This window comes from Sciscionella marina DSM 45152 (genome assembly GCF_000379465.1).
Lineage (GTDB): Bacteria > Actinomycetota > Actinomycetes > Mycobacteriales > Pseudonocardiaceae > Sciscionella > Sciscionella marina.
This window is the reverse complement of the sequence record NZ_KB905414.1, coordinates 415,389-438,994: the sequence shown is the minus strand read 5'-3', so window position 1 is coordinate 438,994 and position 23,606 is coordinate 415,389. Positions and strand designations below refer to the sequence as shown.

The 23,606-nt window shown below is 68.8% G+C and carries 26 protein-coding genes; 13 read left to right on the top strand and 13 right to left on the bottom strand.

The genetic code is table 11. From position 1 onward, the window contains the following. Window positions 1–151: 151 nt before the first annotated feature. Together A37U_RS0131930 and A37U_RS0131925 are read right to left on the bottom strand one after the other, a co-directional pair. Window positions 152–700: a methylated-DNA--[protein]-cysteine S-methyltransferase gene (locus A37U_RS0131930; protein ID WP_240437735.1), complete on the bottom strand. Its 549-nt coding sequence runs from the start codon at window positions 698–700 to the stop codon at window positions 152–154. A 35-nt stretch (window positions 701–735) separates the two neighbouring features. Further along, on the bottom strand, window positions 736–2,274 hold the full coding sequence (locus A37U_RS0131925; protein WP_020500753.1) for a DNA-3-methyladenine glycosylase 2: 1,539 nt from the start codon (window positions 2,272–2,274) through the stop codon (window positions 736–738). A gap of 104 nt (window positions 2,275–2,378) precedes the next feature. Here A37U_RS0131925 and ychF point away from each other — a divergent pair, with 104 nt between their 5' ends. Both ychF and A37U_RS52085 read left to right on the top strand, forming a co-directional pair. Continuing rightward, window positions 2,379–3,458 (top strand): redox-regulated ATPase YchF, encoded by a 1,080-nt coding sequence (gene ychF, locus A37U_RS0131920; protein ID WP_020500752.1) that lies wholly within the window; start codon window positions 2,379–2,381, stop codon window positions 3,456–3,458. A gap of 40 nt (window positions 3,459–3,498) precedes the next feature. Continuing rightward, window positions 3,499–4,593, top strand: a complete 1,095-nt coding sequence (locus A37U_RS52085) for a DUF5677 domain-containing protein (RefSeq protein ID WP_157183138.1) — start codon at window positions 3,499–3,501, stop codon at window positions 4,591–4,593. Window positions 4,594–4,851: 258 nt separating this feature from the next. Here A37U_RS52085 and A37U_RS0131910 read toward each other — a convergent pair whose 3' ends face one another. Then, a complete protein-coding gene (locus tag A37U_RS0131910) occupies window positions 4,852–5,490 on the bottom strand; it encodes a TetR/AcrR family transcriptional regulator (RefSeq protein WP_020500750.1) in 639 nt (212 codons plus the stop codon). An 81-nt stretch (window positions 5,491–5,571) separates the two neighbouring features. Here A37U_RS0131910 and A37U_RS0131905 point away from each other — a divergent pair, with 81 nt between their 5' ends. Continuing rightward, window positions 5,572–7,770: a HelD family protein gene (locus A37U_RS0131905; protein ID WP_240437734.1), complete on the top strand. Its 2,199-nt coding sequence runs from the start codon at window positions 5,572–5,574 to the stop codon at window positions 7,768–7,770. On the opposite strand, the gene A37U_RS0131900 is transcribed toward A37U_RS0131905, so the two are convergent. From A37U_RS0131900 to A37U_RS0131865, 8 genes are all read right to left on the bottom strand, one after another. Beyond that, window positions 7,695–8,555 (bottom strand): class I SAM-dependent methyltransferase, encoded by an 861-nt coding sequence (locus A37U_RS0131900; protein ID WP_026197818.1) that lies wholly within the window; start codon window positions 8,553–8,555, stop codon window positions 7,695–7,697. The genes A37U_RS0131905 and A37U_RS0131900 overlap by 76 nt on opposite strands. 63 nt (window positions 8,556–8,618) lie before the next feature. Next, window positions 8,619–9,215: a dihydrofolate reductase family protein gene (locus A37U_RS0131895; protein ID WP_020500747.1), complete on the bottom strand. Its 597-nt coding sequence runs from the start codon at window positions 9,213–9,215 to the stop codon at window positions 8,619–8,621. 71 nt (window positions 9,216–9,286) lie between these two features. Further along, window positions 9,287–9,493, bottom strand: a complete 207-nt coding sequence (locus tag A37U_RS0131890) for a hypothetical protein (protein WP_157183137.1) — start codon at window positions 9,491–9,493, stop codon at window positions 9,287–9,289. A gap of 208 nt (window positions 9,494–9,701) precedes the next feature. Then, the gene (locus A37U_RS0131885; protein WP_020500745.1) at window positions 9,702–9,995 is read right to left on the bottom strand and encodes a 4a-hydroxytetrahydrobiopterin dehydratase; all 294 of its coding nucleotides are present in this window, start codon (window positions 9,993–9,995) and stop codon (window positions 9,702–9,704) included. Window positions 9,996–10,166: 171 nt separating this feature from the next. Then, a complete protein-coding gene (locus tag A37U_RS54055; RefSeq protein ID WP_020500744.1) occupies window positions 10,167–10,295 on the bottom strand; it encodes a hypothetical protein in 129 nt (42 codons plus the stop codon). A 237-nt stretch (window positions 10,296–10,532) separates the two neighbouring features. Further along, window positions 10,533–11,405 (bottom strand): ABC transporter permease, encoded by an 873-nt coding sequence (locus A37U_RS0131875; RefSeq protein WP_020500743.1) that lies wholly within the window; start codon window positions 11,403–11,405, stop codon window positions 10,533–10,535. A 76-nt stretch (window positions 11,406–11,481) separates the two neighbouring features. After that, a complete protein-coding gene (locus A37U_RS0131870; protein ID WP_020500742.1) occupies window positions 11,482–12,474 on the bottom strand; it encodes an ABC transporter ATP-binding protein in 993 nt (330 codons plus the stop codon). Then, complete coding sequence (locus tag A37U_RS0131865; protein ID WP_020500741.1) at window positions 12,471–13,544, bottom strand: LolA family protein; 1,074 nt, start codon at window positions 13,542–13,544, stop codon at window positions 12,471–12,473. The genes A37U_RS0131870 and A37U_RS0131865 overlap by 4 nt, the downstream gene beginning before the upstream one ends. Before the next feature lie 123 nt (window positions 13,545–13,667). Between A37U_RS0131865 and A37U_RS0131860 the strand changes: the two genes are divergently transcribed. From A37U_RS0131860 to A37U_RS0131850, 3 genes are read left to right on the top strand one after another with little or no spacing between them, the layout of a single operon-like run. Next, window positions 13,668–14,333, top strand: a complete 666-nt coding sequence (locus tag A37U_RS0131860; RefSeq protein ID WP_026197816.1) for a response regulator transcription factor — start codon at window positions 13,668–13,670, stop codon at window positions 14,331–14,333. Then, entirely contained in the window at window positions 14,330–15,646 is a 1,317-nt protein-coding gene (locus tag A37U_RS0131855) for a sensor histidine kinase (protein ID WP_020500739.1), read from the top strand. The genes A37U_RS0131860 and A37U_RS0131855 overlap by 4 nt, the downstream gene beginning before the upstream one ends. 10 nt (window positions 15,647–15,656) lie before the next feature. Further along, on the top strand, window positions 15,657–16,043 hold the full coding sequence (locus A37U_RS0131850; protein ID WP_020500738.1) for an NUDIX domain-containing protein: 387 nt from the start codon (window positions 15,657–15,659) through the stop codon (window positions 16,041–16,043). Here A37U_RS0131850 and A37U_RS0131845 read toward each other — a convergent pair. Further along, window positions 16,040–16,987, bottom strand: a complete 948-nt coding sequence (locus A37U_RS0131845) for an SGNH/GDSL hydrolase family protein (protein WP_083934073.1) — start codon at window positions 16,985–16,987, stop codon at window positions 16,040–16,042. The genes A37U_RS0131850 and A37U_RS0131845 overlap by 4 nt on opposite strands. Before the next feature lie 113 nt (window positions 16,988–17,100). Between A37U_RS0131845 and folC the strand changes: the two genes are divergently transcribed. The 7 genes from folC to A37U_RS0131810 all read left to right on the top strand — a co-directional run bounded on the left by folC (window position 17,101) and on the right by A37U_RS0131810 (window position 22,521). After that, entirely contained in the window at window positions 17,101–18,462 is a 1,362-nt protein-coding gene (gene folC / locus A37U_RS0131840) for a bifunctional tetrahydrofolate synthase/dihydrofolate synthase (RefSeq protein WP_020500736.1), read from the top strand. Next, window positions 18,459–18,905 (top strand): DUF4233 domain-containing protein, encoded by a 447-nt coding sequence (locus A37U_RS46365; protein ID WP_051111783.1) that lies wholly within the window; start codon window positions 18,459–18,461, stop codon window positions 18,903–18,905. The genes folC and A37U_RS46365 overlap by 4 nt, the downstream gene beginning before the upstream one ends. Next, window positions 18,905–19,453 carry an LppU/SCO3897 family protein gene (locus tag A37U_RS0131830; RefSeq protein ID WP_020500734.1) on the top strand — a complete coding sequence of 183 codons (549 nt, stop codon included), beginning with the start codon at window positions 18,905–18,907 and terminating at the stop codon, window positions 19,451–19,453. Before A37U_RS46365 ends, A37U_RS0131830 begins: the two co-directional genes overlap by 1 nt. A gap of 52 nt (window positions 19,454–19,505) precedes the next feature. Then, window positions 19,506–19,919 (top strand): nucleoside-diphosphate kinase, encoded by a 414-nt coding sequence (gene ndk / locus A37U_RS0131825; protein ID WP_020500733.1) that lies wholly within the window; start codon window positions 19,506–19,508, stop codon window positions 19,917–19,919. A 193-nt stretch (window positions 19,920–20,112) separates the two neighbouring features. Next, window positions 20,113–20,424: a GNAT family N-acetyltransferase gene (locus A37U_RS46360; RefSeq protein ID WP_020500732.1), complete on the top strand. Its 312-nt coding sequence runs from the start codon at window positions 20,113–20,115 to the stop codon at window positions 20,422–20,424. Window positions 20,425–20,431: 7 nt separating this feature from the next. Then, window positions 20,432–20,971 carry a GNAT family N-acetyltransferase gene (locus tag A37U_RS0131815; RefSeq protein WP_020500731.1) on the top strand — a complete coding sequence of 180 codons (540 nt, stop codon included), beginning with the start codon at window positions 20,432–20,434 and terminating at the stop codon, window positions 20,969–20,971. A gap of 95 nt (window positions 20,972–21,066) precedes the next feature. Further along, window positions 21,067–22,521 carry an amino acid permease gene (locus A37U_RS0131810; RefSeq protein ID WP_020500730.1) on the top strand — a complete coding sequence of 485 codons (1,455 nt, stop codon included), beginning with the start codon at window positions 21,067–21,069 and terminating at the stop codon, window positions 22,519–22,521. Here the strand turns inward: A37U_RS0131810 and A37U_RS46355 are convergent. Continuing rightward, on the bottom strand, window positions 22,455–23,507 hold the full coding sequence (locus A37U_RS46355) for an Lrp/AsnC family transcriptional regulator (RefSeq protein WP_240437732.1): 1,053 nt from the start codon (window positions 23,505–23,507) through the stop codon (window positions 22,455–22,457). The two genes, A37U_RS0131810 and A37U_RS46355, sit on opposite strands and share 67 nt — an antisense overlap. Window positions 23,508–23,606: the final 99 nt, after the last annotated feature.

Here is a 23,606-nt window from a genome sequence, read left to right as displayed (position 1 = left end):
GTGGCATATCGGCGCTTCGCGGCGTTGTCCTCCCGCTGGGCTTTCGACCTCGCAGCGCCGTTGCGAGGTCGTCGTCCGCCTTGCTGATCGGGTGTGGGTGCCCCGCGGTGGCACCGTCGATCCGGCTCCCGCTCGCGACGGCAGAGGACCGTCAGCCGCACCCTGGGCGGAGTGATTCATGCCCGATGAGCCACCGCTTCACGTCCAGACCCCAGCGGAACCCGCCGAGCGCCCCGCCGATCCGCCGCACCCGGTGACACGGGACGAACAGCGCGGCCGCGTTCGCGGCGCAGGCCGCGGCCGCCGCCCGCACCGCATCCGGGCGCCCGGACAGTTCCGCGAACCGGGTGTAGGTGATCGGTTCCCCCGGTGTCACTCCGCGCAGTACCTCCCAGGCGTGTTCGAGGAACGGCCCGCTGCGCTGGCGCACCGGAATCCCGTCGATCGCCGCGAGCTCGCCGCGGTGATAGGCGTGCACGGCCTCGGTAACCGGGCCGAGATCGCGCAGCCCGCGCACCTCGGCGGGGCGCAGTGAGGGCGCGATCTGCGGAATCAGTTCGTCGGTATCCGCTGTCCACCCGGACCCGAGTACCGCGCCGTCCGCCGCGACCAGCGCGGTGAACGGGCCGATCGGAGTGTCCACAGTGGACGAACTGGCGGTCGTGGTGGACAATGTTGTGCTCATTGTTGTCGTGATCATGAGAGTGCTCCGGTCAGATTTCGGGTCCAAGGGGATCAGGCGCTTCGGGCCGGGGCGCGTTCGGTGCTCGCCAGGTGCGCGGCCCGCCACAGGTGCATGCCCGCGTAGGAACCCCAGGGCCGCCACCGGTTCGCGTGCCGGAGCAGACCGTTCGCGGTGTCCGGGAGACCGAGCGCCTCGGCGCCCTTGCGCAGTGCGAGGTCTCCGGTGAGCAGCACATCGGGGGCGCCGAGCAAGCGCAGCACCACATAGCCCGCCGTCCACGGCCCGATACCGGGCAGCGCTTCGAGATCCGCACGCAGTTCCGCGGGATCCCGGCCCAGATGAGCCTCGAGGCTGCCGTCCGCGAGCGCGCGCATCGCCCCGACCACGGTCTCGACCCGCCGCCGGGGACCGCGCAGCGCCTCGCCACCCCGCTCGGCGAGCACCTCGGCGGTGGGGAACAGGGTGCGCAGTGTCCCGTCCGGCTCGGTGATCCGGTCACCGAGGTCGGCGCACAACCGGCCGAGCGCGGTGCGCGCGGCGGCGACCGAGACCTGCTGACCGAGCACCGCGCGCACGATGATCTCCGCGGCGTCCACGGCACCGGGCACCCGGATCCCGGGGCTGGCGGTCACCGAAGCCGCGAGCGCCGGGTCGGCACCGAGCACCTCGTCCACCGCGACCGGGTCGGCGTCGAGGTCGAGCAGCCTGCGCACCCGGGTCACGGCGGTGGCCAGATCGCGCACATCGGTGAGGGAGAACGAACAGTGCACGGCGGCCCGGCCACCCGTGCCGTCCTCGAAACGCAGCCGCACCACCGCCGGACCGTGCGGCAGCCGCAGGGTTCGCGCGTACCCGTCCTCGGTGAGTTCCTCCACACCGGGGATCGCGCGCGTGGCGAGGAATCCGAGCACCCCGGCCGAGTCCATCGGCGCCCGCACCGGCAACCGGACCGCGAGCCTGCCCTGGGTGTCGGCGACCCGGCGATGCCGCGCGGAGCGCAACCGAGACGGGGTGGCCGCGTACACGGTGCCGATCGTGTCGTTGAACTGGCGCACGCTCGCGAACCCCGAGGCGAACGCGATGTCCGAGAAGGAGAGCGCGGTGGTCTCGATGAGCAGCCGGGCCGCGTGCGCCCGGTGCGCCCTGGCCAGCGAGAGCGGTCCCGCGCCGAGTTCCTCGGTGAGCACCCTGGTCACGTGCCGCTGCGAGTAACCGAGCCTGCAGGCCAGGCCCGCGACCCCCTCGCGTTCGATCACCCCGTCCGCGATCAGCCGCATCGCCCGGCCCGCGAGATCGGCGCGCAGATCCCACTCGGGCGAGCCGGGGAGCGCATCGGGCAGGCAGCGGCGACACGCACGGAACCCGGCGTTCTGCGCGGCCGCCGCCGTCGGGAAGAACTGCGTGTTCTCCCGGTTCGGGGTGCGTGCCGGGCAGGACGGCCTGCAGTAGATGCCCGTAGTGCGGACGGCCACGATGAACCACCCGTCGAAGCGCGAATCCTTCGCCTGCGCGATGCGATAGGCGCGCTCCGGCTGGGCCCAGATTCCTGTCATCGTGGCGGTTCCGGTCACCGCCATACCCGTGGTCATATCCGCATACTGCCATCGTCCACGGCACCCGGCTGGCGGAAATCGGTCACGGCCGTCCGGCGGGCTGCCGGGACCGATCGGGGCGACATCTACACTGGTTCGCCGTGAGCCTCACCCTCGGAATCGTCGGCCTGCCCAACGTCGGCAAGTCCACCCTGTTCAACGCGCTGACCAGGAACACCGTCCTCGCGGCGAACTACCCGTTCGCCACGATCGAACCCAACGTCGGCGTGGTCAACCTGCCCGACCAGCGGCTCGACGTGCTCGCAGGCATGTTCGACAGCGCCAAGGTCGTCCCGGCCACCGTGTCCTTCGTGGACATCGCGGGCATCGTCGCGGGCGCCTCGGAAGGCCAGGGCCTCGGTAACCAGTTCCTGGCCAACATCCGCGAGGCGAACGCCATCTGCCAGGTCGTCCGGGTGTTCGACGATCCGGACGTGGTGCGCGTCGAGGGCAGCGTGGACGAGACCGGCGACATCGAGGTCATCCACACCGAGCTCATCCTCGCCGACCTGCAGACCGTCGACAAAGCACTGCCCCGGCTGGAGAAGGAAGCGCGCACCCACAAAGACAAGCGCGCCCAGCTCGAGGCGGTCAAGGCCGCGCACGCCGTGCTCGACTCCGGGCGCCCGCTCGCCGCCGCGCGCAACGAGCTCGACCTCGAACCGCTGCGCGAGCTCAACCTGCTCACCAGCAAACCGTTCCTGTACGTGTTCAACGCCGACGAATCCGTGCTCACCGACGCCGACCGGGTCGCCAAGCTCGCCGAACAGGTCGCGCCCGCCGACGCCGTGTTCCTCGACGCCAAGATCGAATCCGAACTCATCGAACTCGACGAGGAATCCGCCCAGGAACTGCTCGAATCCATCGGCCAGAGCGAACGCGGCCTCGACCAGCTCGCCCGCGCCGGATTCCACACCCTCGGGCTGCAGACCTACCTCACCGCGGGTCCCAAGGAATCGCGCGCCTGGACCATTCCGCAGGGGGCCACCGCGCCCCAGGCTGCCGGGGTCATCCACTCCGACTTCGAACGCGGCTTCATCAAGGCCGAGATCGTCTCCTACAACGACCTCATCGAAGCCGGATCCATGAACGCCGCCCGATCCGTGGGCAAGGTCCGCATGGAGGGCAAGGACTACGTCATGACCGACGGCGACATCGTGGATTTCAAGTTCAATGTATGACGGTTGTCGATGAGAGTCTTGGTAGTAGAATCGAGCGGTTGTGTCGGAATCCAATGATTCAGGGCCTCCTGAGGTTGCTAGCCAGGCCATTGAGGAGCTATCGAAGTTTGCGAGCCACATCGGCCGGAGGTGGCGTGGTTCCGATAATCTCCCCGATCTCATCGATAACGAACTGTTTTCCGTTGAAGGAAGATTTCACGAGCTCGGCGAGCTATCATTGCGAGAATTTGATGGCGTTCCTGCGTTGATACGACGCGATATTGGTCGTCTTCCAATATTCGAGGCAGCTATGCTCAGTCATGCTGCGACGCGCATCGTAGTATCGGCCTGGGGGAAAGCGGTTCCAGAGCATGCTCGATACGTCTTTGCAGGACTATCTACTCGAGCGATTTCCACAGTGCGTGAAATCGCGATACTGCTGGACCACGGTTATGCATACGGGGCAAAATCGCGGTGGCGGGCACTTTCGGAGATCCTCGTAGTTGCACGGGTAATTGCGATGGGAGACCGGTTCACTGCGACCAGGTACAAGGAACACCGTTGGATCATACTGGCCAATGAGCGCGCCAAGACCGGTCGGACCGAATGGGAGGCGAACCTTCCAAGCCCGGAGGTAATGAAACGTCGACTGGTTCGACGGTTTGGTGCAGAGTACGCGGGACTCTATGGATGGGCCGCCAGGATCACTGCCAGAAGATTAGGCGTGACCAAGCCCGGGTGGCAGCATCTTCAGAAGCTCGCGCGTGTCGACGAATATATCGATCGCGTCCACGACGCCCATCATTCCGTACATGGAGCGGATGCGTACGGCCTTTTGGGAACTGTCGAGGCTGGCTCGGGAATCTTCCATGCGGGGGCATCTCCGCATGGAGTGTTGAATGTGGCGCGAGATACCATTCGACTTTTTCGCCAGACACTTTCAGCGATATTCAACATATGTTTCAAGCATGCTGACGCGCGCAAGCCGTCTATCCTGCAAGGAATTGTTGAAGTGCATCTTTTAAATCTCGAAGTGGACCTTGGTTGGCGAATAATGTCCACGAATCCCAGGGTGTGTGAGCGATATGATTCTGCGATGGGAGACTTGTGGAGTGAGGCGATGGACTTGTTGGAGGATGATGATATCGACCGCTGAGGCGTCATTAGCATAGTGGCACCCACTGGGATCTGTGCTTATTTCGGCTAGATTGAAATTCGGGTAATTATGCGACATGCTATTCGCATGAGCGTTGTCTTGATGAGTGCAGTATTGGTGAATAGCGGATCTGTGGCGCATGCGCGTATAAGTTTCTTTATAGGATTGACTATCGTCGTCCTTGTAAATCTGGAGATCGCAAGGTTTTGTTTACAGAAACTTTTCTCTCTTTGCTGGAATGCAAAGCCTGAGCGCTGGCTACCCGGCCGCGTCACCGAAACAGCCGCGTTCCAGCCTGTCGTAGGCGGCCTCGGTCTGGGCGATCGCGGCGGGGTGGATGTCCTCGGCGCGGCGGCCGGAGCGTATTTCCTCGGCGTTGTGCGTGGAGAGGATGCGCTGGATACCGAAGATCTGTGCGGCCAGGATCCGCGCGGTGAGTTTCTCGCTCACCCCACCGGTGGCGCACAATTCTTCGGCGAGTTTTCGTTCTTGGTCGAGCATGTAACCGGTGAGCCGGGCCATCAGGGTCGGCGTGGAGTACAGCAGCTCGTGGAAGGTGATGGCGAGCGCGCTGTCGTCGAGGCCGGTGAGGGTGTCCCGGTGGGCGAGCCGTTCGAGAAAGTCCTGTCGTAGGGCCCGCAGCGCGGATGTGTCTGCCGTGCGGTTCCGGACGATGATCGCGGGCCCGCTGTCGTCGTCGAGGAAGCGGCGCAGGATGAGGTCTTCTTTGGTGGGGAAGTAGGCGAACAGGGTGGGTTTGGACACCTCGGCCGCGGTGGCGATGTCGACGACGGAGACGTTGTCGAATCCCGATTCCTGAAACAGGGTGAAGGCCGCCTCGGTGATCGTCTCACGGGTGCGGCGTTTCTTGCGTTCCCGCAGTCCTGGCTCGGCCATGACCGCAGCCTAGCCAAGGCTGTCTTGGTTAGCAAATTAACTGAGTTGTAAAATTAACCGAGTAAAGTTTAGTGTTGCCGAGTGAGGCCAGCCACGACCATGCACCAGACCGACCGGAACGCTGTCGAGCCGGAGATTCGCGCCGAACGCGATTACCTGGACGCTTGCCGTGCGGAGCTGGCCCGCATGCGTGCGGAGATCAGCATCGCGCTCGCCACGGGGGCCGGTGAGGTGGGGGACGCCGTGGAGAACAAGTATTTCTTCCACGCGTTGCGGCAGTTCCGCACTCAGCGGGTCGAGGAGCTCTCGGACCTGGAAGAGGTCCCGCTGTTCTTCGGCCGCCTCGACTACCCGCCGGGACGGATCTATGAGCAGGACGGGGGTGGGCCGCATACTCGCACGCCGGAAGGCGATCGGGTCTATATCGGCCGCCAGGGTGTCCGGGATGCGCGCGGGGAACCCTTGGTCATCGATTGGCGTGCCCCGCTGGCCCGTGCCTTCTATGAAGCCAGCTACCCGGATCCGATGGGGGTCCGGGTGCGCCGCCGGTATGGCTTCGATCACCACGGCGTGCTGACCGCGTACGAGGACGAACCGATCGATCGCCAGGACACACCCGGCGGCAGCGGTCTGCTCGCCGCGGAGATCGAACGGCCGCGCAAGGGCCCGATGCGCGACATCGTGGCCACGATCCAGCCCGAACAGATGAGCCTGGTGCGCGCCCCGCTGGAGCGCACCCTGTGCATTCAGGGCGCGCCCGGAACGGGAAAGACCGCGGTGGGCCTGCATCGCCTCGCCTATCTGCTCTATGCCGAGCGGGAACGGTTGCGCACCGACGGCGGGGTCGCGGTGGTCGGGCCCAACCGTTCCTTCCTGTCCTACATTCGCCACGTGTTGCCCGCCCTTGGCGAGGTGGCGGTATCGCAGACCACGATCGACGAGCTCACCGGTTCGGGGCACACCGTCGAACACGTCGAGGATCCGCGGGCGGCGCGGATCAAAGGCGATGCCCGGATGGCCGAGGTCGTCCGGCGGCACCTGTGGTCCCGGATCCAACTGCCGCCGGAGCCGCTGGAACTCAAGCACCGGCACCGGACCTGGCGCCTGTCCGAGGAAGAACTGGCCGAACAACTCGACCTCGTGCGCGGTCGCGAGATCGACTACGGCTCCGGTCGTGAACTGCTGGCCCGGCGCCTGGCGCAACTGGTGCTACGCCAGATCGAGCGGGCCGGGGGAACCGGCACGACCACCGCGGCCCAGCTGCGCCGTAACAAGGCGATCGGCCGCGCCGTCCGGCAGATGTGGCCGATGGCCGGTCCGGACCGCCTCGTGTTCGAGCTGCTCACCGACCGGACCCGGTTGGCGCATGCCGCGGACGGAATCCTTTCCCCCGAGGAACAGCAGGCCATCCTGCGCACCCCGCGCCCGCGCAGCCTGAAGGCGATGGCCTGGACCAGCCTCGAGCTGGCACTGCTCGACGAATGCGCGGCGCTGATCGAGACACCGGACAGGCTCGGGCACATCGTCGTCGACGAGGCCCAGGATCTCAGCCCGATGCAGATCCGGGCGATCGCGCGCCGCATGGCCGGTTCCTGCACCGTGCTCGGTGATCTGGCCCAGGCCACCAGCCCGTCCGCGGCTGAGGACTGGACCACCGTGCTGACCCACCTCGACCGGCCGGACGGCCGGATCGAGGAACTGACCCGTGGCTACCGGGTACCGGCACAGGTCATCGACTACGCCGCCCGGCTGCTTGCGCACATCGCCCCGGAACTGCGTGGCCCGGCGTCGTTTCGCCAGTCCGCCGAGGCCTTGCACATCACCGAAACCGCTCCTGGGGAAACGATCGGGGCCACGGTCGCCACCTGCGCGGCCGCCTTGGCCGGGGAGGGATCGGTCGGGCTCATCGCCGCGGACGAGGATGTTCCCGAGCTCCAGCGCGCCCTGACCGGAAACGGGATCGAACACACCGTTCTCGGTGCCGATGAAGCAAGCCTGGAAGCCGAACGCCTCACCCTGGCGCCGGTGACCCTCACCAAGGGGCTCGAGTTCGACACCGTGCTCGTCGTCGAACCCGCCCGGATCGCCGCGTTGGAAGCCCGCGGCCTGCAGCGGCTCTACGTCGCGCTGACCCGGGCGGTCAGCGAGCTGCACGTCATCCACGCGGATCGGCTTCCGGAGCCCCTGGACGGCCACCGATGGGCTCAGCGCCCGGCCTGGAGTACCCGCGAAACCGGCCTCGGGAGGGCGGCGTCTTCGGGCAGGGGCGAGCCGCGGTAGCCCTCGATCAGTGACTCCGCCGCGTGATCCTCGACGGCGGTGAATCCCGCCGACCGGAGCAGCCCGTCCATCTCGGTGGGCGTGAACATGCTGAGGAACGGTTCGCCTGCGCTCATGAGCCGCTCCATCCGGCCCCGCAGTGCCGCTTGCTCGTCCGCGGTGGCCGGGGCGGGCAGGTAGTCGAGGACCAGCCGTACGGATCGCCGTTGTCCGGTGATGTACCGCAGCGTCTCCTGGAACGCGTCCTGCGTCAGGTAGAAGACGACCCCGAGCCACACGAAGACGGCGGGTTCATCGCGGCTGAATCCGGCGTCCGCCAAACCGTCCGAGAGTGAGTCGGTCTCGAAATCGACCGGGGCGAAAGTCACCGAGTCCGGGACCGGAATATCCGCTGCGGCGAGCTGCTGTCGTTTCCACGACTGGGTATCGGGATGATCGACTTCGAACACCCGCAGTTCCGCGAACGGGTTGCGATAGGCGAAGGTGTCGAGGCCCGCCCCGAGGAACACCACCTGCCGGGTTCCCCCGTGCACGGCTTCGCCGATCACCTGCTCGGCGAAGCGGCTGCGGGTGGCGAAGAACAGTCGCCTGCCGAGCTGGCTGCCGCTGGTGCCACCGAACCGATCCCAGCGCTCGCCGTTCCGCTCGGCCGGATCATCCGGTGACAGCCGCAGGATCCGGAGGGCCAGTGGGTCCTCCAGCACACGCGGCTCATCGAGCACTTGGTGGTATGCGCGCCAATAGGCGGTCGCCAATGCCGTCCTGCTGGGTTGCCCCTTCTCCATCGCACCAAGTTAGCAGCCGGAATCCGGGCACCGCGCGGAAAATCGCGCGGGCCCCGGATCGGCTCAGTGGTGCACGCGGTAGCGGATGTGGGTGGCCAGCGGGGTGTGTTCGGCCTCGATGAGTTCGAGTGTGGCCGCGGTGGTGGTTTCGTCGAAGAGTCGTTCACCCTGACCGAGCAGGACGGGGGCGATGTCGAGGGTGAGTTCGTCGAGTTCGCCGGAGGCGAGTGCCTGACGCACGGTCGAGGCACCACCCGCGATGTCGACGTCGCCGTCTCCGGCTCGGCGGGCGAGTCGCAGCGCTTCGGCGAAGCCTCCGGTGACGAAGTGGAAGGTGGTTCCGCCCGCCATCTCGATCGGCTCGTGTTCGTGATGGGTGAGGACGAAGACGGGGGCGTGGTACGGCGGTTCTTCGCCCCACCAGCCGCGCCATTCGGGATCGTTCTCCCAGCCGCCGCGCACGGGCCCGAACATGTTCCGGCCCATCACGTAGGCGCCGCGGGGCCGGAGCAACCAGTCGCGCCAGCGAAGGTCGCTCTCGTTATCGGCGAGCCATTCACCGTCGAGGTGCCACCGGTGCAGCGCCATGGCTCCGCGGCCGAGGGGGTCGTCCCGGGACTGTTCGGGTCCGGCCGCGAAGCCGTCGAGCGAGGTGGTCATGTGCGTCGTCGTAGGGGGCATGACCGTCCAGACCGGTGCCGCGCCGAAAACTCATCGCGCGCCGGGATGGCTCACTCGTCGTCGAAGCGGCGGTACTGGCGGGCGGTGTAGATCAGCACGGCTCCACCGGCGAGCACGATGCCCGCGGCGAAGAGGATGAATACGGCGAAATCGACGGGCACGGTGCTGAACAGGGCCACGACCCCGAGCAGGGCGAGGACCGCGGCGACGATGGTGGCGGTCCGATGATTGTGGACGCCTGCGTGGCTGGTGGACATGTTCAACATTGGTGCACTCCCCGAATTTTCTCTGCGCACCCATGAGATCGCCCCGCGCGGGCCGATCGTTAGCGTCCCGCGCGGACCTGTGATCAGCGCTTCATGCGGGCTTTACCAAAGGGCCGGAAGTAGGTCGACTCGAGGGCGATTCGTGCTTGTGTAGCAAGACGAGTCGACCTACTGGCGGCCGGATCGGTTTCTACCGGCACTATCCGAAGGAAGCGAGCACGTTGTCGATCTCGGTGGCGAGCCGGGTGTCCTTCTCGGTGATTCCGCCTTCGGAATGGGTGGCACAGGTGAAGGTGAGTGTGCGCCAGCGGATGTCGATATCGGGATGGTGATCGGCGCGCTCGGCGATCTCGGCGATGCGGTCCACGGCGGTGATCGCTTCCGGAAAGCTGGGCAGTTTCGCGGAACGGGTGATGGCCTCGCCCTCGCGGTGCCATTCGGGGAGTTCGCCGAGTGCGTCCGATATCTGTTGTTCGCTCAGTAGTGCAGTCATACGGCCATGGTGACGACTCAACGCGGTTCTGGCCAGACCCGGCCAGCTTCACGGCCCCGGCGCCCCGATCGAACAACGCGGCGGCGACCGGACCATCGGACATCGGCTTCACCCACACCTCGGTGTCCGTCGCGGACCTTGTGCCCCTGGATGCCGGTCATGGAATCCCCGTCATCGGAGATGTCCGCGGTGGCGCCACACGGCCTTGGACCGGGCCTCGGCGGGGCGGCCGGGGTTGTTGCAGTTGTCGTACCCGGCGAGCGCCTTGATGCCGTGCGGCAACCGATTCGGGTCGGGCACCGGCTGCCGGGTCTCGCGCCTTCGCGGCCCAGCAGTCGTCGAGGTCGATGCAGCGGTACCCGCTCCCGGAGAGGGCGCTGTCGGCGGACGCGTCCACGCTCTGCTCGGCAGAAATGGACGACGGGGCTCGAGAACCGGCAGTCCGGCGAACGGAGGAATGGGCCCGGTCGCTCAGCGTGGACGGTTCGGTTCGTGAGCGACCGGGCCCCGGTCGTGGATCGCCTCAGGAGAACTACCTCAGCGGGGATTGACCATGCGGATCGCGGTGATCGAGAGCCCGATGACCGTGTAGCAAGCGGCGACGAGCATGCTCTGGCCGTACGGGCCGAGGTCCATCGGACCGCCGAGCAGTCCGGGAATCGCCCCGCTCATGGTGCCGTTGGTGATCAGCAGCGGATGGATCGCCGAGAGCTGCGAGATGTTGTTGAGCACGCTGAACACGATCACGCCGGCCAGGGTCGAGGCCATCACGACGAGCGGGTGCTCGGTGAACGCGGAGATGGCCAGCGCGACCGCGCCGATGCCGAACAGCTGCACGGTGGTCCACAGCACGGCGAGCCCGATGCGGCCCAGTGCGCCGCCGAGTCCGACCGGGGTGCCGGAGAAACTGAGCATTCCGGTGCCACCGAACAGGATCTCGCCGATGATGATCGAGGTGATCGCGACGACGAGCACCGCGACCAGGGATGCGACCGCGACTCCGAAGGCCTTGACGCCGAGCAGGCGCAGCCGCCCGACCGGGGCGACGAGCAGCCCGCGCAGTGTTCCGCTCGCGGACTCGCCCGCGATCGCGTCCGCCGCGAACATCGAGGCGATCAACGGCAGGAACAGGTTGGCGAGCAGCAGGAGGGTGAGCATCGGCAGGACCAGGCCGTTGCCGCGCAGCAGGGTGTCCAGTCCGCCTGCGAGCATGCCGGATCCGGTGGCCACGGACAGCCCGATCCCGATGATGATGGGGATCAGGGCGAGCCCCGCGAGCGCGAACACGGTCCTGCGGCGCAACAGCATCCAGCGCAGTTCGGAGCCGATCAACCGGCCGAGCGGGGCCCGGGTGGCGCCGGCACGCAGGGTGCGGCCGGTCGCCGGTTCGGCCAGGGTGGCTGTACTCATGCCTGCACTCCTCCCCCGGTGCGCTCCTCGCTCGCCAGGGCTCGCTGCGATGCTCCCGCGCTCGTCGCCTCCGGGCTCATGCCTGCGCTCCTTCCTCGGTCAGTTGGGCGAACAGGTCCTCGAGACCGGTGCGCTGTTTGCGTGCCTCGGTCACCGCGACCTCGGCCCGCACGAGAACACGCAGCACCTGCTCCGGGCGGGCGGTGGTGAGGTCCACGAGCACTCCGCCCTCCACCTCGCGGGCGGGCACCCGTTCCGCGCCGAGTGCCTCGAGCGCGGCGGGCGCATCCTCGGTGCGCACCTCGAGGCCGGTGTTTCCCGCCTCCAGCAGTTCGTCGAGCTGTCCTTGTGCGACAAGGCTTCCGCGGTTCATCACGGCGACGTGCGTACAGGTCGCCTCCACCTCGGCGAGCAGGTGCGAGGAGACGATCACGGTGGTCCCCTCGCGGTGCAGCTCGCCGATCACCGCGCGCACCTCACGGGTACCCGCGGGATCGAGCCCGTTCGTCGGCTCGTCCAGGATCACGAGTTCGCGCGGGACGAGCAGGGCCGCGGCGAGCCCCAGCCGCTGCTTCATGCCCAGCGAGTAGCCGCGGTAGCGCCGGTCGGCGGCCTCGGTGAGCCCGACGCGTTCGAGCGCGGAATCCACGGCGGCCTTGATCGAACGGGTGGCCAGCCGGGGTTCGGCGGCCGCGCACCGGCGCAGGTTGTCCCGCCCGGAGAGAAAGGAGTGGAAACCGGGTCCTTCGACCAGTGCGCCGACCGTGGACAGCACCTGCTGGGCCTGTTCGGGCATGCGCGCCCCGAGCAGCTCCGCGGTTCCGGTGCTCGGCGCGGTGAGCCCGAGCAGCATCCGGATCGTGGTGGTCTTGCCGGAACCGTTCGGCCCGAGCAGGCCGAGCACCGATCCGCGCGGCACCTCGAGATCGAGCTCGGAGACGGCGTCGACCCCCTTGAACCGTTTGCCGAGTCCCCGCGTCGCGGCGGCGAGTTCCTGGTCCTTCCCGGCCCCGGGCCCCGGGAGCGTTTCCGCCCCCGGGCCCGGAGTGGGTCGCATCGTGGTGGTCACTTGGTGCCCAGCGCCTGCTCGAGGACCTGCTGCGGAACCAGCCCTGCGGCGAACCGGCCGTCATCGGTGATCAGCGCGGTTCCGATGGAGGTGCTGATCAGGTGGCCGTTGCCGTAGGCGCCGTGCACCGGCTTGGCGAACCGGTCCATGATCCCGGCCGGGGTGTTGCGCTGACCGGACTCCTGCTTGCCCTGCGGCAGCTTCGCGTTCTTGGCGTCCAGCTTCCCGGTGAGCACGGTGTCCCAGCCCTCGCCGACGGTGCGCATTTGCTGCTTCGGCTGCTTCTTGAGCTTGTCCATGTGCTTGCCCGGGTCGACCGTGGTCACCTTCGCGCCCTGGGGCGGGGTGAACGAGAACAGCGCCGGGTCCTGCCGGCCGACATCGAGCTTCGTGAAGCCGAACTCGAGCGCCGGATCGGAGGAACCGTTGCCGAAGGCCTCGAACCGCAGCGGCATCCGCGTCTGCGCGTCCACGGCCACCCGGACCTCACGGACCAGGGTCTTCTCGCTCGGCTTCGGAGTCAGCACCAGCTCGTAGGCATCCCGGTCGGCGACCCGCGCGGTGCCGTCCACGGTGAGGTCGCTGGACTGGCGCAATTTGCCGACCAGCTGCTTGCTCATCGCGACCGGATCGCCCTTGCTGCGCTCCTGCATCGCCTTCTCGTGCGCCTTGACCTGCTGCATCGGCAGCTTGTTGACCGTGCGGTCCTTCGAGCCGTAGTTCCACAGCGTCGAGCCGTCCGAGACCGTGGTGTGCTGCGCACCGCCCTGCTGGGCGCTGGTCAGCCGGTACTTGTCCCCGCCGCCGTAGTAGACCTGTGCGCTGTAGTTGCCGTCGGTGCCCTGCTTGAGCTCGGGAAGCGGGATGCCGAGGTTGCTCGTGGCGCTCACGGTGCCGCCGAACTGGGCGGGCTTGGCCTGCAGTGCCGAGCTGACCAGCGACTCCGGGCTCACCTTCGGCAGCTGCGGCGCGGGATCGGCGCCTGCGGGGACCGTGACGATCGCCAGCCCGGCCGCGCCCGCGAGCACGCCGACGACCGCGATGCCGGTGGTCACCTTCTTGGTCTTCATGCGGTTTCTCCTTCGGTTCTCCCCGTCCACACCACTGAGCATGCACCCCGGAAGCTGAGACCGCACTGAGAGCACCCGGCATCCGTGCCCAGGACAAGGCATGCTGAGCCCGTGAAACCGAGAGTGCTTGTGGTCGACGACGAATTGGGCGTGCGCAGGGCGCTGCAGCGCGGGCTGACCGCGGAGGGGATGGATGTGGTCACCGCCGCCGACGGACCCAGTGCCCTCGAACTGGCCGGGACCGGGAGCTTCTCGGTGATCCTGCTGGACATCATGCTGCCCGGGCTTTCCGGCTACCGGGTGCTCGAACGGTTACGCGCGGACGGGGTGCGCACCCCGGTGCTGCTGGTCTCCGCCAAGGACGGGGACTATGACCAGGCCGACGGGCTCGATCTCGGCGCGGACGGATACGTGGTGAAACCCTTCTCCTTCGTGGTGCTCGCCGCCCAGGTCAAGGCCCTGCTGCGGCGCGGAGCGGACGAGGGGGCGGGCGTGCTGCGGGTCGGCGAGCTCGAAGTGGACCGCGGCGCCAGGGAGGCCCGGTTCTCCGGCGAACCGCTGCCGCTTTCCCCGCGGGAGTTCGCCGTGCTCGAAGCACTCGCGAGCCGTCCGGGATCCTCGGTGAGCAAGGACGAGCTGCTGCGCGCCGCCTGGGGGGACGAGCAGGCGGCCACCCGCAATGCCGTCGAGGTCTACGTCGGGTACCTGCGCAAGAAGCTCGAAGCGGCGGGGGCAGGTGAACTGCTGCGCACGGTGCGCGGACACGGCTATCTGGTCGCCGCACCGTGAAAGGCTGGTGGCTGCGCCGTTCGCTCGCCTTCCGGGTGAGCCTGGTCGTCGCGTTCGGCTCGCTCGCGCTGCTGCTGGTGCTCGTGCTGCTGTCCGGGAGCCTGCTCGGAACGCTCACGATCAACGCGGCCGACGAGGCCATCGCGCCGCGACTGGGTGCCGCGCGGTCCGCGGTCGCGCACGGTTCGGCGATGGCCCCGCCCTCGCCGGGGGTCACGGTGCGCGTGCTGGACACTGCGGGCGGACCGGTCGACGGCGGTGCGCGCACCCCACTCGACCGGCACGAGCTCGACGCGCTCAAGGCGGGCGTTCCGGTCAACGAGAACGGCGAGCCGATGCTGCGCTGGCTCGGCGGCGTGGTCACCGCGCCGGACGGGGCACAGCGCCTCGTCGCCGCCGCGGTCCCGCTGACCGGCTACGGCTACCTGGTGCACACCGCGCGGCAGTGGATGATCGGTGGTGCGGTGCTCGGTGCCGCCGGGGTGGGCGTGCTGTGCTGGCTGGCGATCCGCTTCGTACTGCGCCCGATCCGCAAGATGCGGGCCGCGGCACGGGAACTGCCGACCGGGCAACGGCTCCCCGAACCCGTCGCGCACGACGAACTGCACGAGCTCACCGCCGCGCTCAACGGGCTGCTGCAGCGCAGGGACGAGGCCACCGCGCGACTGCAGCGGTTCACCGGGGACGCGGCGCACGAGCTGCGTTCCCCGGTCACCGCGATCCGCGCGCAGGCCGAGGTCGCGGTGCTGCATCCGGATCCGGAGGCCGCTCAGGAGGTGCTCGCCGAGATCGAGGCCGAGGCGCAGCGGTTGTCCACCCTGGTCGAGGACCTGCTGGTGCTCGCCCGCTCGGACGCGGGCCGGATCGCGCAGGCGCAGGCGGTGGACCTCGCCTTCGCGGTGCACGCGGCCATCGAACGCCTCGGCGCGGGGACTCCGGTCTGGTTCGAGGCGCCCGCGGGGGAGTGCAGCGTGCTCTCGGCCGCGCCCGAGGTGAAGGTGGTACTGGACAACCTGCTGCGCAACGCGCGCCGGTACGCGCACGCGCACATCCGGGTCAGCGTGCTGCCCAGCGGTCGCTCGGTGCGGCTGCTCGTGGACGACGACGGACCGGGTATCGCGGCCGAACACCGTGCCAAGGTGTTCGACCGCTTCTATCGGCTCGCCGACGACCGGGCGCGCGATTCGGGAGGAAGCGGACTCGGCCTGGCGCTGGTGGCCGAACTGGTACGGGCCCGGCGCGGCAGTGTGCGGGTCGCCGACTCCCCGGAGGGCGGGGCGCGCTTCGACATCCGCTGGCCCGCGGCACGGTAGCGTCCCGCCCGTGATCGTGGTCGCGACCGCGCTGCTGCGCGCGGATTGGGTGCTCGCCCAGCAGCGTGCCTATCCGCCGGAGGACGCGGGCGGCTGGGAGTTCCCCGGTGGACGGGTGGAACCCGGGGAGACCGAGCCGGTCGCGGTGCGCCGGGAATGCCGGGAGGAACTGGCCGTCGAGGTGTTGCCCGGCGAGCGGATCGGGCCCGCGGTGGCGCTGCGCGCGGGTTTGGTGCTGCACCTGTGGACCGCGCGGCTCGCCGATCCGGCGGCCGAACCGGTCGCCACCGAGCACCTCGGTGTGCGCTGGGTGCGCGCACCGGAACTGGGCGAGCTCGGCTGGCTGGCCACCGACCGGCGATTCCTGCCCACGCTACGCGAGCACCTGGACGGTTAACCGGCCGTGGCCGAACGCAGCTGGTGCTCGTTCGCGACCGGGCCGTGCACCGGGTACGGCGTGTTCAGCACCGCGCGCGCGTCCCCGCCGAGCAGCCGGTAGGCCAGCCCGGCCTCGGCGACCATCGCCTCGCGGAACGGGTGATAGGCCATCGCGGCGAACGGGTTGAGGGTCTTGCCGTTGATCCACGGCTGTTTCGCGCAGACATCGTGATCCTCGGTCGGGGTGAAAGTGTCCACATAGGACGCGTTCCCGTCCTGTTCGGTCGCCGCGCGAATCGCGTCGTCGAGCGAGATCTCGACCGAGCGGCCGAAGGGGTAGTCCCCGTCCGCGAGCGGGAGCCGGTCCGGGCAGGTCCCGGTGGCCGGCACGATGTCCGGGTAACCGAGCACGAGTACCTTCGCCTTCGGCGCGCGCTGGTGGATGCCGGTGAGCACGGCCGCGATGCGTTGGGTGATCTCCGGGTAGGCCTTGGCGAAGGTGTCTGCGTACTTCGCCTGGCACGGCGCGCCCTTCGGATCGTTCTCGCGCAGTTTCGGGCATTCGCCGGTGACGGTGCCGAACACGCTGAAATCGTTGCCGCCGATGCCGAGGGTGACCAGGTCGGTGTCGTCGGAAAGCGCGTCCAGCTGCGGGGCGTTCGTGCCCGCGAACACTTTCTGTTCGGTGGTCATGTGCTCCGTGGTCGCCGCGGAGCAGCTCACATCGGTGAAGTCCTCGGCTTTGAGCTTGCCGGCCAGGAGCGTCGGGTAGTTGTTCGTGGACCGGAAGCAGCCGAGCGGGCTCAGCCGCTGCATGGGGATCAGCGGACCTGCGGTGTACGAGTCACCGAGGGCGACGTAGTGCTGGTAGCGGGGGCTCGGCAGGGCGCTCGCGGATGTGCCGAGGCCGAGCAGCAGCACGCCGACCAGACTGCACAGCGTGATGACGCGTGTTCGGAGCATGTACGACATAGTGCTCCGGTCCGCCGGTGGCCGCGACGCCCAAGCGGGTGGTGATCCGGTGCGGTGCGTAGACTCGGGCGAGGTAGGAAACGGTGCGAGGAGTAGGAGTCGAGGTGCCGCGCGAGGACCCGGCCGTGCTGGACGAGCTGCGCGTGATCGAAGCCGAGCTCAACACCCGCTGGCCCGAGTCGAAGATCGACCCGTCACTGGCGCGGATCGCCGCGCTCGCCGACATCCTCGGCCAGCCGCAGCGCAGCTATCCGGTGCTGCACGTCGCGGGGACCAACGGCAAGACCTCGGTCGTGCGGATGATCGATGCGCTGATGTCCACGATCGGACTGCGCACCGGCCGGTTCACCAGCCCGCACCTGCAGTCGGTCACCGAGCGCATCTCCATCGACAACGCGCCGATCGAGGCGAAGCGCTATATCGAGACCTACCGGGAGATCGAGCCCTATCTGTCCATTGTGGACAAAAGTGCCGAGGTGCCGCTTTCCAAGTTCGAAGTGCTCACCGCGATGGCCTACGCCGCGTTCGCCGACGCCCCCATCGAGGTGGGGATCGTCGAGGTCGGACTCGGCGGCAGGCTGGACTCCACGAATATCGCCGACGGTCAGGTCGCCACGATCACTCCGGTCGGCATCGACCACGTCGAATACCTCGGCAGCGATCTGTCCGGGATCGCCGAGGAGAAAGCGGGCATCATCAAGGAAGGCGCCACCGTCATCCTGGCCGAGCAGGAGCCGGAGGCCGCGCGCACGATTCTGGAGAAGGTGGCAGAGATGGATGCCACCGTGGCCCGCCAGGGTTCGGAATTCGGTGTGCTGCAACGGGATGTGGCGATCGGCGGACAGCGCTTGCTGCTGCAGGGGCTCGGCGGCGAGTACGAGGAGATCTTCCTCCCGCTGCACGGCGCGCACCAGGCCGCGAATGCCGCGCTCGCGCTCGCGACCGTGGAGGCGTTCTTCGGTGCGGGCAAGAGTCACCGGCTCGACATCGACCGGGTGCGCGAGGGATTCGAGAGCGTGCGGGTTCCCGGCAGGCTCGAACGGCTGCGCTCGGCGCCGACGGTGCTCACCGACGCGGCACACAACCCGCACGGCGCGGCCGCGCTCGCCGCGGCCATCGAGTCCGAGTTCGCCTTCCGCAAACTGGTCGGGGTGCTCGGCGTGCTCGGGGACAAGGACGCGACCGGCATCCTCACCGCACTCGAACCGGTGCTCTCCTCGATCGTGCTCACCACCAACTCCTCGCCGCGCGCACTGCCCGCGCACGAACTCGCCGACCGTGCGGAGGCGATCTTCGGCGACGAACGGGTCGAGGTCGTCGGGCGCCTCGACGACGCGGTCGAGCGCGCGGTCGCGCTCACCGAGGACGAAGCCGACGAGCAGTGGTCCGGCGCCGGAGTGCTGGTGACCGGATCGGTGGTGACCGCGGGCGAGGCACGCGCACTGTTCGGGAAGGATCCGGCATGACCCCAGACGGTGCCAAACCAGACGGTGCGCAGCCAGAGGAAGCAGCGGACCAGCAGCCCCAGGCCAAGGATCCGGCGCGGTCCTTCCGTGGCGTCATGGCCGGTGCGCTGGTCATGGAGGCGATCGTGATCGCGCTCGCCCTCCCGGTGGCCGCGAAGCTCGGCGGCGGGTTCGCCAGCGGCGCGGGCTGGGTGGTGCTCGGTCTCGTGGTCGCCCTGCTCGCGCTGTGCGGGCTGCTCGGCTTCTCCTGGAGCCCGATCGCCGGGCTCGGCCTGCAGGTCGTGGTGAGCCTGTGCGGGCTGGTGCTCGGCGCGCTCGCGGTCATCGGGGTGCTGTTCCTGATCATCTGGGTGATCATGCTGCGCTTGCGCGCGGATGTGCTCCGCCGGTACCGGCAGGGCACCCTGCCGAGTCAGCAACCGGGTGACGGGCAGGGGTCTTAGTGCGCAGCAGGGTGCTGCTCGTCCTCGGTCTGGTGCTCGCGCTGGCCGTCGGCGCCCTGCTCGGCCTGCTCTCCATCGGCATGGGCAACAGCGCGGAGGTCGCCGGGCACGCGCTGCCGAGCGGGGCCGGTGCCACCCCGTTCGCGGTCGGTTCCTGCTTCTACTCGGACCACCCGGGATCGCTGCGCCCCGCCTCGTGCACCGGGGACGAATCGGTGTTCGTGATCAACGCGGTCGGGCGCACCCCGCAGGACTGCGCGGCGGTCGCGGACTTCACCCGCTGGGGCGCGGTGCAGCGGGACGATTCGGCGAACGCGGTGTACTGCGTTTCGCTGCTGCTGCACACCGGGGACTGTGTGGTGCTCGGCACCGACAAGGGCGCGCACCGGGTCGACTGCGGCACCGATCGGGACGCCTCGCGGGTGGTGCGCATGGCCTCAACGGCCACCCCCGCCTCGGCGTGCACCGATCTGCCGGAAGCCGATGTCTGGTATTACCGCTCCCCGTCCTCGGGGCAACTGGCCTGCCTGGCGAAAGACGGCGGCTGACCACCCGTTACGGTTATGCGCGGGTAATACTTGATCGAAGGAGTAATCAATCGTGAGTGAGCGCACCCTTGTCCTCGTCAAGCCGGACGGCGTGGAGCGCGGCCTGGTCGGCGAAGTGATCAGCAGGATCGAGCGCAAGGGCCTGCGACTGGCCGCGCTCGAACTCCGTGACGTCGAGCGCTCGGTGGCCGAGGAGCACTACGCCGAGCACAAGGACAAGCCGTTCTTCGGTGACCTGCTCGAGTTCATCACCTCCGGTCCGGTCGTCGCGATCGTCGTCGAGGGCACCCGCGCGATCCCGGCCTTCCGCCAGATCGCCGGCGGTACCGACCCGGTGGAGAAGGCGGCCCCGGGCAGCCTGCGCGGCGACTACGGCCTGGAGACCCAGTACAACCTGGTGCACGGCTCGGACTCCCCGGAATCGGCCGCGCGCGAGATCAAGTTGTGGTTCCCCGAGCTGGGCTGACTCGCGCATGCGACGATCGAGGGAGAATCGTAGCGAGCGCTAGCGAGCGAGGCTCGGACCGAGCGAGGAGCGTGCGCCGTCGGACACAGCGACCGGGGTGATCCGGACGCGGCCGTCCGCGGGGCGGCGCGCGCGGTCGTGGACGGGCTCGGATCCCCGGACAGCTACCTGTTCGTGGTCTTCGACGAGTCCGGTGTCCGCGGGTTCGCGTATTTTCCGCCGCGGTCACCGGCCGGTACGCAGGCACACCGCCGAGCTCGAATGGCTCGGTTTGCACCCCGGCCTGCAGGGGACCGGCTGGGGCACCCGCCTGCTCGAACACGGCCTCGACGCGCTGGTGAAGGATGGTGTCGAGGCGGTTTTCCTGCGCACCCGCTCGGGCACCGGCCTCGGCGGATTCTACCGTGCGCACGGCTTCGCCGAGCGCGGTCGCTGGCCACGCGCGGTGCGGTTCGCGGACGGCGGATACCGTGCTGAGGTGTGGTTCACCAGGGACCTGCCATAGTGGTGTCATGGCACGGGTCGAGCTCGCGCGGACCCTCGGCGATGGCTTCGCCGAGCGGCTCACCGCGCTCTGGGCCGAGGTCACCGAGTCCGGGGGAGCGGTCGGGTTCACCGCGGCCGACGATCCGGAACTGATCCGTTCGGCCACCGACGCGGTGCTCGCCGCGGTCGCCGAGGGGCAGGAACTGCTCTTCGTGGCTCATGAGCAGGAGCGGCTGCTCGGTGTGGTGTTCCTGGTCCCCGCCGATGTGCCCGCGGTCCAGCATCGCGGCGAGGTGCGCAGGCTCATGGTCAGTCCCGCGGCGCAGGGCCTCGGCGTCGGCGGTGCGCTGCTGAACGCCGCGGTAGCGCACGCCCGCGAGATCGGGCTGCGCACCGTGTCCCTCGGGGTGCGCTCCGGGGACGGGCTGGAGCGCTTCTACACCGAGCACGGCTGGACCGAGCGCGGTCGCTGGCCGGGCGCGGTGCACCTCGGGGACGAGGACTACCGCGACGAGGTGTGGTTCACCATCGATCTGACCGGGCACCCACAGCGCACCTCACGCTGAGGGCGCGCGGGTCTCGGCCTGCTTCCTCTTCCCCGCGGACCCGGCGTGTTCCAAGGTGATCGGCAACCTCGCTCACCTCGGATCGGAGCGTGCCAATGGCGGTATCGCGGCTGTCCACCCTGTTCGGTACCGGGCCCAGCGGCGTGCTGCGGCGGACGCTGCCCGCCGAACCGCCCGGCAGTTCGCGCATGGTGCGCACGCTCGGGCTCACCCAGCTGACCATGATCGGGATCGGCGCGATCATCGGTGCCGGGATCTTCAGCCTCGCCGCCTCCGTCGCCAAGGACACCGCGGGTCCAGCGGTGCTCGTATCGTTCCTCGTGGCCGGGCTCGCCTCGCTGTTCGCCGCGTTCGCCTACGCCGAGTTCGCGGGCATGGTGCCGCGGGCGGGTTCCTCCTACACCTACTGTGCGGCCGTGCTCGGTGAACTCGTCGGCTGGATCGTCGGCTGGGACCTGCTGCTGGAGTACACCGCGATCGTGGCCGTCGTCGCGATCGGCATGTCCGGGTATCTCGGGTTTCTGCTCGACGGGCTCGGCATGCACCTGCCGCAGTGGGCGCTCGGCGCACCGGGGACCGGGGCCGGGCACCGGGTGGACCTGATCGCCATGCTCATCTGCCTCGCGGTCGCCTGGCTGCTCACCAGGGGAACGCGCACCTCGGCGCGGGTGGAGACGGTGCTGACGATCATCAAGATCCTGATCGTGCTCGTGGTCATCGTGCTCGGGTTCACCCGGCTCGACCCGGCCAATCTGCATCCCTTCGCCCCGTTCGGCGTGACGGGGGCGCTCACCGGCGCGTCCACCGTGTTTTTCGCGGTCTTCGGTTACGACGCGCTCTCTTCGGCCGCCGAGGAAAGCGTCTCCGCGCGCCGTCATCTACCCAAAGCGATGCTGATCTCGCTCGGGGTCTCCATGGTGCTCTATGTGCTCGCCTGCATCGTGCTCACCGGAATGCAGCACTACTCCCGGCTCGACCCGAAGAGCGGGTTCTCCAGCGCGCTGCGCAGTGTCGGCTTCGCCGGGGTGGCCAATATCGTCGCCCTCGGCGCGATCATCGGCATCGTCACGGTGACCTTCTCCTTCATGATGGGTGCCGCACGTATCTGGTACGCGCTCGGCCGCGATGGCCTCATGCCCGCGACCTTCGCCGTGTTGCATCCCAAACGCCGGATCCCGCACCGCGCCACCTGGAGCATCGGGATCATCGCCGCCGCGCTCGCCGGGCTCTTTCCGATCAACACCGTCGCCGAGCTCACCAATATCGGCGTACTGCTCGCCTTCGTGCTGGTTTCCGGTGCCGTTCTGGTGCTGCGCTACCGCAAGCCCGGGCTGCGGCGCGGTTTCCGCTGCCCGGGAATGCCCGTCGTGCCGCTGTGCAGCATCGGGTTCTCCATCTGGTTGATGTCCTATCTGCACTGGGAGACCTGGGCCCGCCTCGGTGGCTGGCTGGTGCTCGGGCTCGCCGTGTACGCCGGATACGGCTATCGGCGGGCGCGCCGGGTGCGGCCCGGTGGCTCGGTCGAACTGGAATCGCTCGACACCTCCTGATCCGGGCGCGGGCCGAGCCGGTCCTCGTATACGAGCGTTCCCGCCTGTTTGACCTGCTGATGCAGCGGGGAGAGCTCCATGCTCTGCACTCCGGAAAGCGCGCCGATGCGCTCGGTGCTGAACTCGAACAGTTCGTCCAGGTCCCGGCAGTGCGCCACGGCGTTCAGGTTGTACGGCCCGGAGATGGCCGCCGCGAACGCGATCCCGGGTTCCTCGGCGAGGGTCCGTCCGACGCTCTTGATCGCCGAGGGGTGCACGCGCAGCCACAGGTTCGCCCTGGCGTGATAGCCGAGCGCCGCGGGGGCGATCTCGACATCCACGTGCACGACCCGGTGCCGCAACAGGGTTTGCAGCCGGCGCCCGGCCCGCCCCGGGGTGAGGTCTGCCGCCGCGGCGAGATCGACCTGGCTGGCGCGGCCGTCCGCGGCGAGCAGGTTCAGCATCCCTTCGTCCGCCTCGGTGAGCCGCACCGGATCGGCGGCGACCACCGGGGATTCCGGGAACGGGCTCTCCGCGCCGCCGAGTGCCGATTCCTCCTCCGGGGTCAGTGTGCCGCGCAGCGCCGCCCAGTAGTGCGCGCGGCCGCCGACGAACTGGCGCAGCATCACGGACGCGTTGACATCGAGGACTGCCGCGGTGCGCGGAAGCCGCTGCCCGAGCAGGTTCTCCCGCTGTTCCGCGCTCCGGGACCGGACCGCGCAGGTGATCTCCGAGCCCGCCGCGGCCAGGGCAACCCAGCTGACATCCGCGCGCTTCGCGAGTGCCCCGGCGATCGCCGCGGCACTGCCCGGGCGGCAGCGCACGCGCACCAACCAGCGGCTCTGACCCGAAGCCCCCGGATTGGCCACACCGGCGATGCGGACCACGCCGTCGGCGCACAGCCTGCGATAACGGCGACGGACCGCGGCCTCGGAGTGGCCGAGCGCGTTCGCGATCGTGGCGAACGAGGCCCGTGGCGCGATCTGGAGCGCCCGGATGAGACGCACATCGTCGGGCGATACAGCGACGGATTCACGCACAACAGGGCCAGGCATAGCCGTGATCCTACGAATACCGGCGGCGAACGTGCACCGAAGACCGCGTGG

What these genes read in the sequence shown, in the direction of transcription:
- A37U_RS0131930 (WP_240437735.1), bottom strand. Translation starts at nt 700, where the DNA reads ATGATCACGACAACAATGAGCACAACATTGTCCACCACGACCGCCAGT.
- A37U_RS0131925 (WP_020500753.1), bottom strand. Translation starts at nt 2,274, where the DNA reads ATGACCACGGGTATGGCGGTGACCGGAACCGCCACGATGACAGGAATC.
- A37U_RS0131910 (WP_020500750.1), bottom strand. Translation starts at nt 5,490, where the DNA reads ATGGCCGAGCCAGGACTGCGGGAACGCAAGAAACGCCGCACCCGTGAG.
- A37U_RS0131900 (WP_026197818.1), bottom strand. Translation starts at nt 8,555, where the DNA reads ATGGAGAAGGGGCAACCCAGCAGGACGGCATTGGCGACCGCCTATTGG.
- A37U_RS0131895 (WP_020500747.1), bottom strand. Translation starts at nt 9,215, where the DNA reads ATGACCACCTCGCTCGACGGCTTCGCGGCCGGACCCGAACAGTCCCGG.
- A37U_RS0131890 (WP_157183137.1), bottom strand. Translation starts at nt 9,493, where the DNA reads ATGTCCACCAGCCACGCAGGCGTCCACAATCATCGGACCGCCACCATC.
- A37U_RS0131885 (WP_020500745.1), bottom strand. Translation starts at nt 9,995, where the DNA reads ATGACTGCACTACTGAGCGAACAACAGATATCGGACGCACTCGGCGAA.
- A37U_RS0131875 (WP_020500743.1), bottom strand. Translation starts at nt 11,405, where the DNA reads ATGAGTACAGCCACCCTGGCCGAACCGGCGACCGGCCGCACCCTGCGT.
- A37U_RS0131865 (WP_020500741.1), bottom strand. Translation starts at nt 13,544, where the DNA reads ATGAAGACCAAGAAGGTGACCACCGGCATCGCGGTCGTCGGCGTGCTC.
- A37U_RS0131845 (WP_083934073.1), bottom strand. Translation starts at nt 16,987, where the DNA reads ATGCTCCGAACACGCGTCATCACGCTGTGCAGTCTGGTCGGCGTGCTG.
- A37U_RS46365 (WP_051111783.1), top strand. Translation starts at nt 18,459, where the DNA reads ATGACCCCAGACGGTGCCAAACCAGACGGTGCGCAGCCAGAGGAAGCA.
- A37U_RS0131815 (WP_020500731.1), top strand. Translation starts at nt 20,432, where the DNA reads ATGGCACGGGTCGAGCTCGCGCGGACCCTCGGCGATGGCTTCGCCGAG.
- A37U_RS0131810 (WP_020500730.1), top strand. Translation starts at nt 21,067, where the DNA reads ATGGCGGTATCGCGGCTGTCCACCCTGTTCGGTACCGGGCCCAGCGGC.